Genomic DNA, 20,001 nt, shown 5'->3' with positions numbered 1-20,001 from the left:
ATCCTTTCCCTAAAAGCTTTACTAGGCTGACGTTTTGCTCAAGACTAACGCTAGCCTAGTATTCTGTTAAATTACCAACCCAACAATTTCTTCATTTCTATTACATTGGTTTCTTCTTTCTTTAACATTTCTTTAAAGTCTGGACCTTCGGTGGTATCGATATTTAGCCCCATATCACTCATTTTCTTGGCGTGCTCTGTATTTTTCTCAGCTTTTTCAAACGCAGCTTGAAGCTTAGCTACGATTTTAGGATCCATTCCTTTAGGACCGGCGATACCTCGAATTGAATAGTTTTCAATATTGACACCAACAGCTTCTTTCACTGTAGGGACGTCTGGAAATTGAGGAACACGCTCCGGCATCATCACAGCCAACACCTTCAATTGTTTATCTGCTGCGGGTTCTTTGACTTCCCCTACCTTGGCAATTAATACATCTACATGGCCGCCAAGCACACCGGTAATCGCTTCAGATGTTCCTCCGAAGTGAACGGATCTAAATTTGGTTCCCAATTCTTTGTTCATCTGCAGTGCAGCAATGTGATTTCCTGAAGCAACACCATTACTGCTTGCCGACAATTCGTGTTTCTTTGCATACTCAACTAATCCTTTGATATCCGTAAAACGCTTTTCATCCGTACGTACAGCAATCACACCTGCATCTTTTACGTGATTAATAATGAACTCAAAGCTATCCAAATTTTCTTTTCTTTGCGCCGTCGGATTGACATAGCCAGTAATCAGGCCAGGTGTATTCACATACCCAATTGTGTAACCATCCGGATCAGAACTAAGCAATTGCGAATATCCGACCCAACCGCCTCCTCCGGCTTTATTTTCAACGACTACAGGAACACCTAATTCTTTTTCTAAATAAGGCGTTAACTGACGAGCACCTAAATCCGTTCCTCCACCTGCAGGAAAAGAGACGATTAATTTAATTGGCTTAGTTGGATAATCCGATTTTTCAGTTTTGGCTTGCTCACCCGCTTTCGGAGTTTCCGATGTCTTAGCAGTGCACCCCAACAAGGTTCCAACAGATAACGCTAGCACTAATGCAGATGTTAGAATTTTTTTCATATATATCCCCCTCATATAAATGGATAATTTTAAGCCTGTTTAAATGCGTCATTTACTTCGAGACAGTACTTAGTTATAAAGCCTGCAAACTTGTCTTTCAAATAAAACTTGCTAACTTTTGCATTTTTGCTTTGACAATTCGCACCCTCCCATTTTATAGCGCTTACATTTTATCTGATTATGCATCCGTCTAATCATTTTTAAGAAACATTAACCCACAATCATCGTTTCAAAAAAATAATCTTCTAATCGGAGGAAATTCCCCCAAGGGGAAACTAGCATTTTCAACTTCCATAACCCATCCCTTTTGTTATGATCAGTTTACTTCAGATAAATATCCTCTCTCTAAGACTTCTTCTAAACTCTAACGTATTCTTTTTTGAATAAATTATCCCCTAAACTCAATGTGTCATAGAAAACGTTTCCAATAAATTCCGTCTAGAAGAAATAGAAATATGCTTACTTCATATGACCTCCTTTTGTTATTAAAGATAGTAATATTGTAAAAAGAATATTTTATGTAGTAAATATTACTAACAATTATCTTTTTGTAATTTTTTTTACAACATTACTTAACAGTATGGTATCACGCTTATATTTAAGAGTAAATAGATTTAACAAAAAAAATAAAATTTTCAGAAAACGCCCGCAGGTCCATTATTATATTCGCATAAAAAAAAGCCGCTCTTAAATTTGAGCAGCTCGTCAAATGATTTCAATATCGAATTCCATGTACTTGTTTAAATTATGACTTAGCGGACCGTCTTCCGTAATTAAGTAATCAAGTTCTGAAACGGGACCAACCAAGTAATTGGAAATCGTATTAAGTTTACTTCTTGTAACCAGGGTTGCAATCTTATTTGAACTTTTAATCATCTGCCGTTTAGCATAAGACTCTTCTATATGTGGGATGCTGATACCAAAGTCAGGGTGCAGGGAATACACTCCTAAAAAACAGAGATCGGCTCTAATATTTTTAAGCACTTCAATTACATCTAATCCTACAGTTACAAAAGATTCCTTAAAAAAGGTTCCACCCAAAAGGATAATATCGGTATTTGGATGTTTTGATAATGCCAAACTAATAGAGGGACTATTGGTAATAACGGTCCCTTTAAACTCCATTGGAATTTCTTGAGCCAGAAAAAGATTGGTTGTACTTCCATCTATTAAAAGAACTTGTCCATCTTTAATAATCTTCACTGCTTTTAAGGCTAATTCTTTTTTGGCATCTATATTTTCTTCCGTTCTTTCAGAAAATGTTAAAGCGCTCGCAGATGCAGGAAAGGCACCGCCATGTACTCTTTTGAGAAGACCTAATGAATCCATTTCCCTTAAATCCCGTCTAATTGTGTCCTCGGAAACATCCCATTTCATGCTTAATTCCTTAGCAACGACTTTCCCTTCTTTTTCAAGTATTTGTAAAATTTTGCTTTGTCGTTCTTTTCTTAGCATAACAATGATCAGCCTCCGTGTTTTTGCATGTTTTTTCTTATATTATATTATTTTTTCTTGAATTCACAATTTATTTTTTAAAATAGGCAAAATTATTCTTGTTTTTTCTTGTTTATAAAGATAAAATATTCACGAATAAGAAAAAACTTACGTTAATATGCAAAAACAAGAAATCATTTGAAGCAAGTAACCTAATACTCACATTTTGTGCCAATTTAAGAATCACACGAAATAAAAGGAGGAAAAAAGATGAATAACAGTATTGAAACACTAGCTGTAAATACGATTCGCACCTTATCAATTGACGCGATCAATAGTGCTAATTCCGGTCATCCAGGCCTGCCTATGGGGGCTGCTCCAATGGCATATGCACTTTGGGCCAATCATCTAAGTCATAATTCTGCAAATGCAAAATGGTTTAATCGAGATCGATTTATTCTTTCTGCCGGACACGGCTCTAGTTTGTTGTATAGTTTGCTTCATTTAGCTGGGTACAATGTATCTTTAGAAGATTTAAAAAGTTTTAGAAAGCTTAATAGCAAAACACCTGGTCATCCCGAATTTGGTCACACAGATGGTGTTGAAGCGACCACTGGACCTTTAGGGCAAGGGATGGCAAATGCAGTAGGAATGGCGATGGCTGAAGCGCATTTAGCTGCAAAGTTCAATCAGGATGGATACCCTGTAATTGACCATTATACCTATGCTCTAGTTGGCGATGGAGATTTAATGGAAGGCATCTCTTATGAGGCCATGTCTATGGCCGGTCATATGAAACTAGGAAAATTAATTGCACTATATGACTCAAATGATATTTCTTTGGACGGTGAATTAAACCTTTCATTTTCAGAGGACATTCAAAAAAGAACAGAATCTGCTCACTGGCAATATTTACGAGTAGAAGATGGCAATGATGTAGCAGAAATCTCAAAAGCTATTACATTAGCTAAACAAAATACAAACCAACCAACATTGATCGAAATTAGAACCACTATCGGTTATGGAAGTCCCAAAGTTGCAGGAACAAACAAGGCACATGGAAATCCCCTTGGAGCAGAAGAAGCTCTTGCAACAAAACAGGTATATGGTTGGCACTATGAAGAGGATTTCTTTGTACCGGAAGAAGTTAAAGCTCATTTTGAAGAGTTAAAACAAAGAGGAATGGGTCAAGAACAACAATGGAATGCATTATTCCATTCTTATCAAGAGACATATCCTCAATTAGCTAAGGAACTGCAACAAGCCATCTCGGGAGAGGTTTTAATAAATGCAGAAGACATCCTGACATTTGAAACAGGTAAAACAATCTCAACTCGTGTAGCAAGCGGGGAAGCCATTAACCATTTTGTCAAATCAGTTCCTTCTATTTTTGGTGGAAGTGCGGATCTTTCTCACTCCACAATGACAGACATAAAGGAAAACGCAGCATTCGCAGTAGAATCATTTAGCGGACGAAATATCTACTTTGGTGTTCGTGAACACGCAATGGGAGCAGCTGGAAATGGTTTGGCTCTTCATGGCGGGGTAAAGCCATTTGTAAGCACATTCTTTGTTTTCAATGATTATCTCAGACCATCCATTCGTCTGGCAGCCTTGCAAAAGCTTCCAGTCACATATGTATTTACTCATGATTCGATTGCGGTTGGTGAAGATGGTCCAACTCATGAACCAATTGAGCAGCTAGCTTCTCTTCGTGCCATCCCAGGGCTAACCGTGATTCGCCCATCAGATGCAAATGAAACTGCAAGTGCTTGGGCTTATGCACTAAAACAAACAGACGGTCCGGTTGCCCTCGTACTAAGTCGTCAAAACCTGCCTGTGCTCCAAGAAACAGAAGCCAATTTAGACAACCTTTCTAAAGGAGCTTACATTTTAACGCAAACAAATGACCAACCAGAGGTTATTTTGATCTCTACCGGTTCAGAAGTGTCATTAGCCATTAACGCGAAAACTGAACTTGAAAAAGAAAATGTATCGGTTCGGGTTGTCGCTATGCCAAGCTGGGAACTATTTGATCGTCAACCGAAAGAATACAAAGAGCTTGTCCTCCCTGCTGCTATTAAGAAGCGTGTGGCACTTGAAATGGGTATCTCCCTTGGATGGGAGCGCTATGTAGGTTCAGAAGGGAAAGTATTATCTATTGATACATTCGGTGCTTCTGGAACGGGCGCTGCAGTCATGGAGCTATTTGGATTTACGACAGAAAATGTTGTTCGAACTGTAAAAAGTCTACTTTAATCTAAAAATGGAGGAAATATACGATGAAATTATTTATTGATACTGCTAATCTTGTTGATATTAAAAAGGCATATAAAATTGGTGTTTTATCAGGTGTTACCACTAATCCTTCCCTAGTTGCTAAGGAAGGCGTAAAATTCGAAGACCGCATTGAAGAAATCTGCCAAGCAGTTCCACAAGTAGAATCTGTTTCTGCTGAAGTAACTCCAGATGCCGTTACAGCTGACGAAATGATTGCTCAAGCTGAAGAGCTTATTAAAATTAACGGCGGAGATGAGAAAATTACAATCAAGCTTCCTATGACTTTAGACGGTTTAGAAGCTTGCCGTTATCTTGCTGATAAAGGCGTTAAAACAAATGTCACTCTTATCTTTACAGTAAATCAAGCACTATTAGCGGCTCGTGCTGGTGCAACATATGTATCTCCATTTTTAGGACGCTTAGATGATATTTCCGAAGACGGCGTACAATTAGTATCAAAAATAGCTGAACTGTTCCGTATTCATAATTTCGACTCACAAATTATTGCAGCATCTGTTCGTCACCCGGATCATGTTACTCGTGTAGCAATGGCAGGTGCACATATTGCAACGATTCCGTTTTCAGTCATTGAGCAAATTTCAAAACATCCACTTACTAATCAAGGGATCGAAAAATTTGCTGCAGATTGGGAAAATACTCTTAAAAACTAAGTTTAAGAATAAACACGACAGGTTAATAGCCTGTCGTGTTTTTAATTCCTTAATTGTTATTTAAGATTTTCAATTGTCTCTCTTTCAATTGCAAGTCCCTTAGTATAACGTTTCATTATCTGTTTTGTTTAGGATATAAGATGCCAGTAGAGCGATCCCCCACGCTCCGAGGGCATAATAACTTTCCAAATTGTCAGTTTGGACTGGCAATGTACCATTTCCATTTTCGACATCAAAGTTACCATCTACTATTTGGGTTGGCTCCGATAAAAATCCAGTTAGTCCTGTATTACCAGCACGCCATACCGTTTCATGCACCTTTTTAGCATTTGCTAGAAAGCTAGGACTATTTTGGCCATTTGAATCGTTTTGGCCTGGCTAATAAGGAACCATATTAATTTGCAGTCTTCCAGTAAGTCAATTAATCTAATTATAAATAATGAAATATTACCTGTATTTATAGAAAACAAATAATGTTTATAATTTTTTGCTTTATAAACCAATCACAAGAAATTGATTTATATAAATCTATAAAAAAAAGAAATCTGATGAATTACGATCAGATTTCCAGATAATAAGAAGGATAAGCTTCACAATTCTAGTATTATGTGTCTTTTAAACTAAAGATTATTAGACAAGGATATCAAAAGATTAGCCTGTTGATCAGTAAGCACCTTTCCACTTTGAGCGGAGAGTTCATTTACATACGACTTCAGTTTACCTTCCACAGCCTGTTTGTTACCTTTAGCGGCCGCTTCTTTTGCTGACTGGAGTTTTGCAACAAGAGAATGCGACAACTCATCCTTATTTACAAAAGATTGAGTCAGTCGGCTTAAACTATCATAATCAACTGTTACCGTAAATTCTGTTTCATGTACCGCAGTATTTCCTGCTTTGTCAATAGCTGAAGCCACAAGTTTATGAACACCAACCCCGAAGTCATAAGCATATCCTTCCGTACTTGGACAATTCACGGAAGCAACCCCTGACAAATCATCAGCTGCAGTGCAGGTAATCGATATCTTGGCATCAACTGGATAGGTACCATCATTACCGATAAATTGAATCACAGGAGGAGTAGTATCTTTTTTGACATGGACCTCACTAACGGCCATATAGCCTCCATCAACTGTAGTTGCAGTGATCTTTGCTATACCTTCTTTAAATGCGCTAACATTCCCATTTTCATCTACAACAGCTACTTCTTCATTATTGCTAGACCACAGGACCTCTTTATTAACTGCCTCATTAGGTGTTACAATTGCAGACACCCGTTCTTTTTGTCCTTGTACTAGTTCCAATTTTTCCTTATCTACCGTAACGCCTGTTACTTTTTGAATGGAATCTTCGTTTTTAACTTTGGGAACATTTGCAAGTAAAGCCTCGTGTTCCCGTTTTGTAACCGGCATTACTGTACCATGACGAGGGCGTGAAGGTAACTTATACTCTGTAGACATTTTCCACTCACCAGACTGTAAATTTGTAGTTTCAAAAGGCACATAGCCTTTACCGCCAAATTCATCAATAAACATGTACCACTTTTCTTCTGTATTGGATTTAAAGATGCTTGGTCCCTCTCCAGCACCAATTGAACCTTTTCCGATACCTTCTTTAATCAGATCGAATGTAGGATCCAGAACCGAATCACCAACCTCTGAAAAAATAAACTTACCATTTGGAGAGGATGTTGTGTTGTTCCTTTCATCTTTTGTAAAACGATAGATTTTACCGTCATGCTTAATCATGGTGGTATCAATAACTGAATATCCATAATCCATATAAACTTTTGGTTCCGTAAACGTATAGAAATCTCTTGTTTTGCTATACATCATTTTGTTGTAAGTGGAGCCACTATGCGCTTCATTGTCATACAATTTGGAAGCCCAGTACACAATATACTCACCAGTCGTGTCATCATACGTAACTTCCGGAGCCCATGTATTTCCAGCCTCTTTTGGAGATACTTCTACCATTCTTTGCTCTGACCAATTAATTAAATCAGTAGATTCCCATACCATTATAGAGCGGCTGCCAGCCCTTTGGGATCTGTCCCAATTCCAATCTCCATTAATTTTTAAATCTGTGGAAATTAAATAGAACTTATCACCTTCAGGGGAACGAATGATAAATGGATCTCTAAGTCCTTTTTCACCCAAATTAGAAGTGATTGCTGGAGCCCCATTGTTTAACTCCTGCCATTTAAGTGGATTGTTTCCTTCACTTAAGGCAAAATAAATTTGTTCACCATTCGAATAACCTTCTCCTGTAAAATAACTGAAGACATATCCTTCATAGTTTTCCTTTTTCGGCATTTCTTTCACTTTAGCTAAAAACGCTTTTGTGATTGACTCCTTGTGTAATGTGAGAGTTGCCGTCAATTTAACCGTTTTATCACCTTCACCATTTCCAGGACGTTTCACTTCTCCAGTTGGTGTAATGATAGATGGGTCATTTGATGTCCATGTGATTGTAGAACCATTAACTCCCGTTTTCGGTAAAGTTAGATTGCCGCGAACATCATTAATGTTATGAACTTTCAAATCTTCTGCATCCATACGAACAGTCACTGAATCTTGAGGTTTCTTTAATACTGTAACAATAAATTCTTTTGTCAAAGTCTTTGTACCATCCGTAATATTAGCTGTAATTCCTACCGATTGGTCACCATCTTCAAAAGAAGGTCTATTAACTTTACCATCATTTGTAATAATGTTTTGATTTTGTGATTCCCAAGTGATGGTTGTTCCAAATGCCCCGTTTCTAGGGAATGATAAATCCGAATTAATTTCGTCTTTGTTTTGGTTTTGTTTAATAAAAATGGAGTAATCTAATTTTTCAGCCGCATGATTTAGCAGCAGTCCATCCATGGCAGCAATTTTTTTATCAGCTTCTTCTTTTAGTTTACTTACTTCTGTAGCTGTCAAAGCTCCATTAAACACTTTAAAATCAGCGATCATGCCTCCAAAATATGGGTCAGCAGAATAAAAGGATCGCCCGATAAAACCACTTATTCCATTAACATTGTTGATTTGTGCTAGTGTATAACCGTTCGTAGAACCAGTCCCCACTTCAGCCCCATCAATGTACAGCTTAATCGTTTTATCTACACCTGACATAACAGTAGTTATCAACTTCCATTCACTCGACTTCAAGGGCCCAGTTGTTGCATTTGCACCCGCCTCATTCATCCAGCTTGTTACCCCGATTCCAGCTCTTGAAGAGCGGTCACCCGAATTGCGCTTCGGCGTCGTAAACAAATATTTGTTACTGTCCTGACCTAACGCATATAACCATTCGGCTTCATTAACACCCTTCCAATTCACCAAAGAAGAAACGGTGATACTATCCAAATTATTTAATACACCTTTTGGCATTTCAATATATGAACTAGTAGTACCGCCCTTAAAACTTATAACTCCTGCATCTGTTCCCTTAATAAGGTCAGCGTTTTGAGAATTCACCAGCTTTCCATCAAAATTCCCAGTGCTATCTTTCACTGTTGTACCATCAATATTGTTCATATCGTAATCAAGAATTAACTTTGTTTTTTGTGGTTCCTCAGCAAATGTTGCTTGAGGAACAGTTACTGACACAGTATTGAAGAGCATCATGGTTAATAAAAAAGTTGAAAATATTTTTTTCTTCTTCATGTTTCCCCTCCTGATCAAAATGGTTTTATTATAGTAAGTTCATTCCCTCTCATGGTTGAGTAGCGAGTGCTTTTCTTTCTTTTCTTTTAATAATCGTTTTGTTTCTTTCACTTTGAATAACAATTACTCGTTGCAAAACGATAAAGATAAACAACAAGACTCCAATAACAATTCTTGTCCACCAAGAACTGAGCGTCCCTTCAAACATGATAATGGTTTGAATTACTCCCATACTCAGCACACCAAACATTGGACCTACAACATAACCATACCCTCCAGTTAAAAGGATTCCACCAATGACACATGCTGCAATAGCATCCATTTCCAGACCTAACGCGTGAAGCCCATATCCAGACAACATGTAAAAGGTGAAGACCAATCCTCCAAGGGCAGAACTAAAGCCACTGATAGCGTAAATAAGAATTTTCGTTCTTACAACAGGTAGTCCCATAAGCATAGCCGATTGTTCGTTTCCTCCAATGGCGTAAACAGTCCGGCCAAACTCTGTATATTTAGCCACATACATGGCAGCCAATACAAACACGATACTAATCAGCACACTTATGGAAATAAAGTATTGGCCACCCAGCATAATCTTATAGAGAGAAAGATTGGTGAACAATGGATCTGTGATAGTAATAGATTCGATGCTAATAAAATAACAAAGTCCTCTAGCCAAAAACAAACCTGCTAATGTAACAATCCATGGATGCAATTGAAAACGCTGAATGATGTATCCTTGTGCAAATCCAAATATGATTCCCATTAAAAGAACTACAACCATAACAATTATCGGGTTTGCACCTTTCTGAAGCATACTTGCGGACACCATAGTGGTTAACGCAACAACCGATCCTACTGACAAATCGATTCCACCAGATAATATGACAAATACTAATCCTGTAGCAATGATGATTAAAAAAGCATTGTCGATAAATAGATTCAGAAAAACCTGTAGTGAAAAGAAGCCAGTATATCGAAAAGAACCTACACTAAATAAGGAAAGAAATAGAATTATGGTCGAAATTAACGTGATATTTAATTGACTAACTCGCAGCATGTTTCTCATTAGATTGAATTACTCCCTTCTTACGCTTGCTGCCCATTTTTAAGATAAATAAGCTTCTGAATTTTTCCGATTGAACAAGCGATACGATAATGACTACTATTGCTTCTACTACGAGTATACTTTCTGGAGGAACTCCAGTGGAATAAATAGTTGTTTTTAACATTTGAAGGAAAAGAGCACCTATTATGGTACCTGATAGGTAAAACCTACCACCATTCATTGAAGTGCCGCCAATGACGACAGCTAAAATTGCATCTAACTCCATCCATAATCCAGCGTTATTTCCATCTGCACTCTTTACATTCGAACTAATCAAGATGCCTGCGATTCCTGCGCACAAACCACAGATTACATAAGCCCAGAAGATGATCTTCTTTGAATTAATCCCAGTAAATCGGCTGGATTCCATGTTCCCTCCTACCGATTCTAAAAACAATCCCATTGCGGTTTTTCTCATAAGCAAGTAAACTAGTAACCCCACTACGGCGGCAACAAAAATAGCAAACGGTATTCCTAAAAAGTATCCACCACCAAAAAAGCTAAACGGTTTATAGTAGACAGTGATAATTTGTCCTTCACTGAACAGCTGTGCAATTCCCCGTCCAACTGTCATAAGGATAAGGGTAGCTACCATTGGCTGAACACCTATTTTAGATACCAATGCGCCATTCCACATTCCGCAAAGGACGGAAGCACCAAGGGCAGCAAAGATGGCTAGCGCCATAGGTGTATCACTCACATACTCTTGAACTCCATTGTTAACAACCAAAGTTCCTCCGATCAGGTAAGCTGCCATGGCACCTGATATCGCTACAACAGCTCCAACCGAGATATCCACGCCAGCTGTGGCAATAACTAAGGTCATACCGATAGATACAATAATAAGCGGTGCCGCCCGATTTAATATGTCAATTAGGGTTCCAAATAAATGACCATTCTTGATTTCAATGGTAAAAAAACCTGGAATATAAAAATAATTAAATATAAGTAATGCTATTACGGCCATTAAAGGCCAAAATACCTTTGAATGCCTCAGTTTGTTCCATTGATTAAGAAACATTTGCGCCAGCTCCTGCTATAGTTTTCATAATAATACTTTCTGAAATATTCTCTCCGCGAAGCTGTCCAATCGGAGAACGGTCACGCATAACAATTACTCGATCGCAACAAGCGACTAATTCTTCCAATTCGGAGGAAATAAGCAACACTGTCATACCATCATTAGCAAGTGTTCTGATTAATTTTTGAATTTCCGTCCGAGTACCTACGTCAATTCCACGAGTCGGTTCATCCAATATAAGCAACTTTGGATTGGTTGCTAGCCATCTCCCTAGAATTACTTTTTGTTGATTACCTCCACTAAGGTTCCGAATTTGTTGTTCCATTGATGGTGTAGCTATTCGCAACATATTAATATATTTATTAGCGATTTCTTCTTGTTCTTTTCTAGAGATATAATTGAATATGCCTCTTTTAGCCTGAAGAGCAAGAATCATGTTTTCCCTGATAGTTAATTCTCCAATGATGCCCTCTTTTTTACGATCTTCCGGACAAAATCCCATCCCTTGTTGGATAGCTTTTTTAGGATACATGGCCGAAATCTTTTTTTCATCTATATAAATGACACCATCGTCCGCTTTATCAATTCCAAATATCAGTCTAGCAATTTCAGACCTGCCGGAACCAAGTAAACCAGCAAGACCAAGTACTTCTCCTTTTTTCATTTCCAGATCAAATGGCTCTATCGTGCCTTTTTTTCCAAGACTGACAGCTTTTAAGAAATGTTCTTCCTTTTTCTTTAAAGAAGAAACAATGCTTTTGTTTTGTTTGCTGTGTTCTTTTTCATCGATTTCTCTACCAACCATTTTAGTGACTAATTCTATTCTAGATAATTCACTCGTTTTGTACTCGCCAATAAGTTTACCGTTCCGAAGGACGGTGATACGATCCGTTATTTCATAGACTTGATCTAAGAAATGTGTGACAAATATAATTCCCATTCCTTCATCACGCAACTTACGCATGATCTTAAACAACTGTTTTACTTCGTTTTCATCCAAACTTGCGGTCGGTTCATCCAAGATTAAAACCCCTGCTGAAATATCAACTGCGCGAGCAATCGCAATCATTTGTTGAATGGCAACAGAGTATGAAGAGAGTAATTTAGTTGGATCAATATCGAGATTTACTCGCTGCAGAATTTCTTGTGATTTTTGATTCATCAACTTCCAATCAATTCTACCGCCTTTTTTCGGTGGTCTGCCAATAAAAATATTTTCTGCTACTGTCAAATTAGGGCATAAATTCACTTCTTGATAAACTGTGCTGATTCCAATATTTTGGGCATCTAACGGAGATTTCGGCTCAATGTTCTTTTCGTCGAAAAGGATGGTTCCTCCATCTAAATGGTGGACCCCGGTTAGTACTTTTATTAACGTCGATTTACCTGCACCGTTTTCACCCATAAGAGCATGAACTTCTCCTTTACGAAGAGTAAAGTTAACGTCAGACAATGCCTTTACTCCAGGAAAGGACTTTGTAACACCTTCCATGTATAGAATTGGTTTCTCTTGTATGAACATTGGTATAATGCTCCTTTTGTTTATTTTATGAGTAATATAGGAGTTCCCTATCAAGAGAACTCCTATATCGAAAATAGCTTTTAGTATTGTCGATTAGGGAATTCCTTCGCTGCATTAGTAGTATCAAAGATGCCTTCTTCTGTCTTAATCCATTTTGGTAACTCTTTTCCTGCTATAACATCTTTAATTGCTTGCATCAATTGGTCTCCTAATAAAGGGTTACACTCGATAGAAGCATTTAATTTACCAGCCATCATTGCTTCAAAAGCTCCTTTTACACCATCCATGGAAATGATTTTGATATCTTTCCCTGGAATTAAGCCATATTCTTCAATCGCTTGAATTGCACCAATTGCCATATCGTCATTGTGAGAGTATACGACATTGATATTTTTTCCTTCAGACTTTAAGAATGCTTCCATTACTTCTTTACCTTTAGTACGGGTAAAGTCACCTGTTTGAGATTTAATAATTTTATAATTCGTATGAGCTTTGATTACTTCTTCAAAACCAGCTTTTCGGTCAATGGCTGGAGCAGAACCTACCGTTCCTTGGAGCTCAACGATATTTACAGGCTTATCCGTCTTTATATTGTCCAACATCCATTGTGCCGCTTTCTTGCCTTCCTCAACGAAATCTGATCCAATCATCGTTTTATAAAGGTATGGATCGGCATCTACAGCACGGTCAGTTAAAATAACAGGAATACCGGCCGTTTTCGCTTCTTGAAGAACTGTATCAAAACCTGTTTGAACAACAGGAGAGAAAGCGATTACATCCACCTTCTGAGCAATAAACGAACGGATGGCTTTAATTTGGTTTTCCTGTTTTTGCTGGGCATCTGAGAACTTTAACTCGATTTGTGGATCTTTTTCTGCACTTTCTTTGACTGACTTAGTATTAGCTGTTCTCCACTCGCTTTCAGCTCCTACTTGTGAAAAACCAACGACAATCTTGCCATCTTTCCCACCGCCTGATCCACTACTTGCCTGTTGGTTGTTTCCAGCAGCGCATCCTGTCATTAATGAGATCGCAGTTGCTGTTGAAATCAACGCAGTAAACAATTTTTTTAATTTTTTCATTTGACTTCCCCCTTTAATATTTGAATCTATGTTAATTATAGAAAGATTTCCTAGTAATGTATTTTCAATGAAATGCATTTTTTTATAATATTCCGCATTCTTTTTGCTTCATTTTATAAATTAAGGAATAAAAGATTACTAGGAACAATGCGTGCATAAAAAAACAATAACTGTTTAAAGAAACAGTTATTGTTTTTGGTTTTAACTATCGATCTGTGGGTTTAATCTAAATACAGCTTCCCAGAAAAAGCAATCAAAATATTTGCCTGTTTATCAGTGAGTGTTTTCCCCATTTGAGCAGACAACTCATTTTCAAATGCCCTCAGTTTACCATCTACGGCCTGTTTATTTCCTTTGGCAGCTGCTTCTTTAGCTGATTGAAGTTTCGTCACTAGCGAATTTGAAACCCCATCATTACTTACAAAAGATTGAGTCAACTTGCCTAGACTATCAAAATCTACCGTCACCTTAAACTCAGTTTCGACTTTCGCCGTATTACCAGCTTTATCTGTGGCTGATGCAATGATTTTATTAATCCCTAACTCGAAGCTATAGGCAGGTCCTTCGACACTTGGACATTCTTTTGATTCAATTCCGGACAAATCATCACTTGAACTGCAAGTGATTTTAATCAATGAATCAACGGAATAAGTATCCTGTAGTCCAATAAATTTAATCACAGGGGCTGTCGTATCAAGGGTTATCTTTTGTTGATACCTGTCACTGACATTTCCCGCGTGGTCGTTAAATTCAACGTAAACAGTCTTCTGCCCATCTCCTAAAGGCAAGTTTAATTCTTTTGCTGGCTTATACTCTTCCCATTCTGTCCAATCCTTAGCATTGGTGGAAAAACGAACCTGGTTCACTCCACTTAGTTTATCGGTTGCTTCAAGTGATAGTGTAACATTGGGGTCTTTTGTAAATTCAACACCAGAATTTATCGTAAACTTCCCTACAGGACCTTCTGAATCTACATAAACTGGATCAGTAATACCTGTTAAGGTTGGTTTTACTGGCTTTATAGTGCCATCTTCGTTAAATTCCATCTTATCAATCACCACTTCACGGTTAAAACCGTTGCCATCAGGCATTTCATGCCGTGCATAAACAATATAATATTCATCCGTGCCTGGGATGTTTAAAATAGAGTTATGACCTGGCCCTTTGATTCCAAGGCTTAAATCTTTACTCAGAATGACACCTTTTTTTGTCCATGGTCCCATTGGAGATGTCCCTGTTGCATAAGCAACCTGATAATTCTCGCTACCAGTATCATCTTCTGACCACATTAAGTAATAAGTACCGTTTCTTTTAAATACAACAGATCCCTCTCTAAAATTAGGCGGGGTCATCTTGACAGGAGTACTTTCAAAAGAAACCATATCATCATTTAGCTTAGCAGCATAGAGATCACCATTACCCCAATAAAAGTACGATTCGCCATTATCATCTGTAAATACGTATGGATCAATAGCTTGGCCCGAATATTTTCCACTTGGCACCAATGGTTTGCCTAAAGCATCTTTAAATGGTCCTGTTGGTGTTGGTGCTGTTGCTACACCAATGTTGGCGTCTGCACAGAAATAGTAATAATATTTACCATTCTTTTCTGCGATTGCCGGTGCCCACGCGCGCTTATCTGCCCATGTAACATCGTCAGTTGCTAAATCTAAGATTACACCCTCGTCCTTCCAATTTATTAAATCTTTAGAGGAGAATGCTTTAAATTGAGAACCTGACCAACCGGTAAAGCCATCTGTTGTAGGATAAATATAATAAGTATCACCGAAAACAGCGATCTGTGGATCTGCATAAAGTCCTGGCAATGTACCTGATGGATATACTTTCAAACTCACAATCCATTCCTGTTTATTTCCATCCTTATCCGTCACCGTATAGGTAATAGGATTAGTAAAGTCCTGTCCTTCGCCTGACATTGGACTTACGGTAGATCCAGGTTTAATAGTTATAGTTGGAGCCAAATTAGTTATATCCAAACCTTGCCCTTCTTTAACAGGAACTGTAATTCTATGTGATTTTGAATCTATTTCAGCTTGACCTTTTTGACCAGGTACTACAAAATTACCAATTCCAGTCGATTGAATAGACATTTCTAGAATTTCGGCTTCTGAAAGTATACGATTATACACTTTTACGTTGTCGAAATAACCTTTGAAGTATTGGTCTCCTGAGTAAAAGGATTTACCTAAAAATGTTGATAATTGTGCACCTAAGTCTGTCATTGATACTGTTACATTGCTATTTTCAGCTACAAGGATCCCGTCCTTATACATGGACATGCTTGTAGGTGAAATGACAAGTTTGATGTTGAACCACTTGCTCTTAATAGAAGTGGTATTCGCTTTTACCTCCTGTTCAGATGACCAGCTAGTAGTCGTCATCGCATTTCTTATTTCTGTATCGCGTGTTCTTAGGAACATATATTTTTGGTCATTCTTACCTATGGCAAAGGTAAAGAAGTTTCCTGAAACCGTTTCCGGTTTAATATCCATAGAGATAGTCACAGTATTTCTTCCATCAAAGAAACCTGCCGGAAAGGCGGCAAAAGTATTAGTTGTTCCATCTAGATATAATGCCTTTGAAACCTTTTCGCTATCTGTCACATAAGTTGCATTTCCATTCAATGTACCTGTATGGTTATTTCCCGAATTATCATGGATCGTCTTGTCTGTAGTGACTGTATCAAAGTTATACTCAAGTATTGGCTGTTCTTGTTCTTCTTCATCAGGAACATTGACGACCTTATCCCATTGCGACATTACAGCATTGTACTCTTCTTGTGTTAGATTAAGTACTGATCCATGTCTCTTACGGTTAGAACCCAAAGAATAGTCTGCAGTTGTTAATTTTGTGAACTGGCCGCTTGCTAAATCAGATGTAATTAATGGAAGATAACCTTTTCCAGCCGCATACTGATCGACCATTAAATTCCAGGCATTTCTATCATTGAATTTATAAATTAATGGCCCTTCAACGTCGGACCCTGTTAATCCTGTTGAAGATTGAATGGTACCAATTTTTGACCACTCACCTAGAATTTGATTACTTTTTTCAATCGTAATTTGACCATCCCCTGAATAACGGTAATACAAATTCCCATCTTCAATAATGGTTGTATCAATAATATGCTGACTACCAGGACGATCAATGAACATCTTTGGTTCTGTGAAAGTATAAAAATCTCTTGTCTTTGCATAATAGATGTTATGTGGTTCGTATACCCCTTGGTCATTCTTCACAGTTGAAGCCCAGAATACTACGTATTCTCCTGTCTTTTCGTCATAAAATGCTTCTGGTGCCCATGCATCACCTGCATTGGGTGGAGCTACCTCTACCATTCTTGGTTTAGACCAATTTACTAAATTTTTAGACTCCCAAATGATCAGAGATTTGCTTCCAGCCGTTTGTGCGGCACCCCAGCCTTTTCCGCTGGCAATTCTTAAATCTGTTGCAATAATGTAGAATTTGTCACCCTCGGCTGAGCGTATGATAGACGGGTCACGTACACCCTTTTCACCTACATCAGACGTTAATACTGGTTCACCCTCATTTAAATCTTTCCAGTGCAAACCATCTTTACTGCTAGCAAAATACATCTGTTCTCCATTTGCACTTTCACCTGTAAAGTGAGCAAATAAATACGATGTGAAATTCTTTTTTGCAGGTTTAGCCTTAACTATAAGTGGTATTTGCTTTGTATCGCTTATTCCCTTATATTTGATTGTTGCTGTCAATGTTACCTTCGTATCAGTTTCCTGTCTTGTTACAACACCAGCAGGAGTCTTATAGTAATCTTCATTGATTCTTTCATTTACATTTACAACTGCTGCATTGTCCGTTTCCCAAGTAATTGTTGCATCTTTATCCGTACTTGTAGGTAATGTAATGTTTCCACGAATGTCATCAGCATTTGGAATTGTTAAGTTAGCTTTTGTTAATGCAACAATTTCCTCATCTGATAAACCAGCATTCAGTTTTACCTCTTCTGCTGATAATGTATAGTTATATACCTTAAAATCAGCTAATTTTCCAGTAAATGCTGCATCAGCTGTGTACAAGGATTTACCAATATAGCCGATAAAATTAGCTGTAGGGTCTGTCCCAGTTGCAAGAATATCCATTACCTTATACGTATGTGGCAGTATTCCTACTAGTTGTCCATTTAAATAAAGGATTATTTCTCCCTCTTTAAATGTTGCTGTGAATGTATTATATTCACCTGTCTTAATTGTTGCATTTTGAAAAAGAAGTTCCGTGCTAGAATTTTTAATCCCAAAACGAGTCGTTCCGTTTCCTTGTTTTGGATTTAAAAAGATATAATTGTTAACATTTGGCCAAGAACCTTCCTTTGTCCCAAGGGCGTATAGCCAATGGCCAGCACTCGTTGAAGTGCTAAATTTGGTTTCAATTGTAAAGGTTTCATCATCAATAAGTCCTCTTGGTAATTTTACATATTTAGACTTATCTCCCGTGAAGTTCAGAATTGTATCGCCTTGTTCTTCTAAGAAATCTCCATCTTGAAACCCAACATATTCTGCGTCAAATCCATTGTTCGTAACATCTGTCAACTTACCATCCGCTCTCGACAGATCATAGTGAGCGATTAAGCGATTTTCTGTACTGCCAATCTCCTCCGCTTGAATTACCGGTTTTGGAATCAGTGAAAAAACCATTAATACAGATAAAAATAATGAAAAATACTGCCTACCTTTCATTTCTTTCCTCCTCTATTTTTTCTGCACTCTTTTTACAGGAAGCTATACTCCTTTCTCTTTTAGATAATTTTAAAAATAAAAACAAAAACTGTATTTATAAATAACATGGATTGTTTATAAAAATTGGCTATTTTTTGATGAAGTATGATGGGATTGTATTACTAAAACACGGAACTAGGATAATAGACTGGTAAGAGTCATTGCCCTAATTAAATTTGTCAATAATGAAAAATAGACCCCAAACCAGATATATAATGGTTTTGAGGTCTATTCATTAGAGACTTAATTATGAAGATTTATTTTTATTATAAATATCAAAAGCTACAGCAGCTAATAATACAAGCCCTTTGATACCTTGCTGCCAATCTATGCCTAAACCTAGGATGGACATTCCGTTATTCATGACACCCATAACCAGACCGCCAATAATAGCACCTGGCACCGTACCGATTCCACCATATGCTGAAGCCCCACCAATAAAACATGCCGCAATTGCATCTAATTCAAAAAGATTTCCTGCTCTAGGTGTTGCAGCGTTTAATCTTGCAGCAAACAGAAGTCCAGATAGCGCAGATAACACTCCCATATTTACAAAGACCCAAAATGTTACACGCTTAGTTTTTACCCCAGATAACTGAGCTGCTTTTTCATTTCCACCGATCGCATAAATGTGACGCCCTGCTATTGTTTTTGTGGTAATAAATTGATAAGCCAAGATTAATAAAGCCAAGATAACCAAAATATTTGGAATTCCTTCATATGTAGCAAGAACATAAACAAATACATTGATTAACGCAACTAATGCAATAATCTTCAAAATGAAAATTCCTGCAGGTGAAACATCGAAATTGTATTTTATTTCTGTTTTTCTAGTTTTCAGTTCATTGAAAATTAGAATTACTGATAGCAGCGCTCCAATTACAAGAGTTAAAATATGAAGGTTGGCTCCGTTAAACACATCCGGAATGAAACCAGAGCTGATTTTTTGAAATGCTTCAGGAAAAGGAGAGATTGATTTGCCCTCTAACACTACCATAGTTAATCCTCTAAACAAAAGCATACCTGCTAGAGTAACAATAAAGGCAGGAATTTTTACATAGGCCACCCAAAATCCTTGCCAGGCACCAATAAGCGCACCAATTAATAACGAGATAATAATTGCAACTGATGTTGGGACTTCATGATTTACCATTAAAATTGCTGATATCGCTCCGATAAATGCAGCTATTGAACCTACCGATAGGTCAATATGGCCGGTAATTATTACTAAAATCATACCAATTGCCAACACTAATATATAGCTATTTTGCAAGATTAAGTTTGTTATATTTAACGGCCTTAACAAAATTCCATCAGTTAGAACCTGGAAAAGAATCATAATTGAAACTAGTGCCAGTATCATGCTGTATTGTCTCATA

The 20,001-nt window shown here is 37.6% G+C and carries 12 protein-coding genes; 2 read left to right on the top strand and 10 right to left on the bottom strand.

All coding sequences use genetic code 11. From position 1 onward, the window contains the following. Positions 1–71: 71 nt before the first annotated feature. Both QNH17_RS10065 and QNH17_RS10060 read right to left on the bottom strand, forming a co-directional pair. Positions 72–1,079: a tripartite tricarboxylate transporter substrate binding protein gene (locus QNH17_RS10065; protein ID WP_283878540.1), complete on the bottom strand. Its 1,008-nt coding sequence runs from the start codon at positions 1,077–1,079 to the stop codon at positions 72–74. A gap of 705 nt (positions 1,080–1,784) precedes the next feature. Beyond that, on the bottom strand, positions 1,785–2,534 hold the full coding sequence (locus QNH17_RS10060; protein ID WP_283878539.1) for a DeoR/GlpR family DNA-binding transcription regulator: 750 nt from the start codon (positions 2,532–2,534) through the stop codon (positions 1,785–1,787). Positions 2,535–2,783: 249 nt separating this feature from the next. Here QNH17_RS10060 and tkt point away from each other — a divergent pair, with 249 nt between their 5' ends. Next, positions 2,784–4,772 (top strand): transketolase, encoded by a 1,989-nt coding sequence (gene tkt / locus QNH17_RS10055; protein WP_283878538.1) that lies wholly within the window; start codon positions 2,784–2,786, stop codon positions 4,770–4,772. 23 nt (positions 4,773–4,795) lie between these two features. Further along, the gene (gene fsa / locus QNH17_RS10050) at positions 4,796–5,464 is read left to right on the top strand and encodes a fructose-6-phosphate aldolase (RefSeq protein ID WP_283878537.1); all 669 of its coding nucleotides are present in this window, start codon (positions 4,796–4,798) and stop codon (positions 5,462–5,464) included. Positions 5,465–5,563: 99 nt separating this feature from the next. On the opposite strand, the gene QNH17_RS10045 is transcribed toward fsa, so the two are convergent. The 8 genes from QNH17_RS10045 to mmsB all read right to left on the bottom strand — a co-directional run bounded on the left by QNH17_RS10045 (position 5,564) and on the right by mmsB (position 20,000). Then, positions 5,564–5,782 (bottom strand): hypothetical protein, encoded by a 219-nt coding sequence (locus QNH17_RS10045; protein WP_283878536.1) that lies wholly within the window; start codon positions 5,780–5,782, stop codon positions 5,564–5,566. 302 nt (positions 5,783–6,084) lie between these two features. Then, positions 6,085–9,114, bottom strand: a complete 3,030-nt coding sequence (locus tag QNH17_RS10040; RefSeq protein WP_283878535.1) for an immunoglobulin-like domain-containing protein — start codon at positions 9,112–9,114, stop codon at positions 6,085–6,087. 49 nt (positions 9,115–9,163) lie between these two features. After that, positions 9,164–10,183, bottom strand: a complete 1,020-nt coding sequence (gene yjfF / locus QNH17_RS10035) for a galactofuranose ABC transporter, permease protein YjfF (protein ID WP_283878534.1) — start codon at positions 10,181–10,183, stop codon at positions 9,164–9,166. Continuing rightward, the gene (locus tag QNH17_RS10030) at positions 10,161–11,243 is read right to left on the bottom strand and encodes an ABC transporter permease (protein ID WP_283878533.1); all 1,083 of its coding nucleotides are present in this window, start codon (positions 11,241–11,243) and stop codon (positions 10,161–10,163) included. The genes yjfF and QNH17_RS10030 overlap by 23 nt, the downstream gene beginning before the upstream one ends. Beyond that, positions 11,233–12,765 carry a sugar ABC transporter ATP-binding protein gene (locus QNH17_RS10025; protein ID WP_283878532.1) on the bottom strand — a complete coding sequence of 511 codons (1,533 nt, stop codon included), beginning with the start codon at positions 12,763–12,765 and terminating at the stop codon, positions 11,233–11,235. Before QNH17_RS10025 ends, QNH17_RS10030 begins: the two co-directional genes overlap by 11 nt. Before the next feature lie 80 nt (positions 12,766–12,845). Continuing rightward, positions 12,846–13,847 (bottom strand): ABC transporter substrate-binding protein, encoded by a 1,002-nt coding sequence (locus tag QNH17_RS10020; RefSeq protein ID WP_283878531.1) that lies wholly within the window; start codon positions 13,845–13,847, stop codon positions 12,846–12,848. 221 nt (positions 13,848–14,068) lie between these two features. Further along, complete coding sequence (locus QNH17_RS10015; RefSeq protein ID WP_283878530.1) at positions 14,069–18,583, bottom strand: family 43 glycosylhydrolase; 4,515 nt, start codon at positions 18,581–18,583, stop codon at positions 14,069–14,071. A 286-nt stretch (positions 18,584–18,869) separates the two neighbouring features. Beyond that, a complete protein-coding gene (mmsB, locus tag QNH17_RS10010) occupies positions 18,870–20,000 on the bottom strand; it encodes a multiple monosaccharide ABC transporter permease (protein ID WP_283879475.1) in 1,131 nt (376 codons plus the stop codon). Between the last annotated feature and the right edge of the window lies 1 nt (position 20,001).

The sequence above is a fragment of the Neobacillus sp. SuZ13 genome (genome assembly GCF_030123365.1).
Lineage (GTDB): Bacteria > Bacillota > Bacilli > Bacillales > Cytobacillaceae > Neobacillus.
Note: the sequence above shows the minus strand (reverse complement) of the source record. Positions and strands in the feature narration are given on the sequence as shown.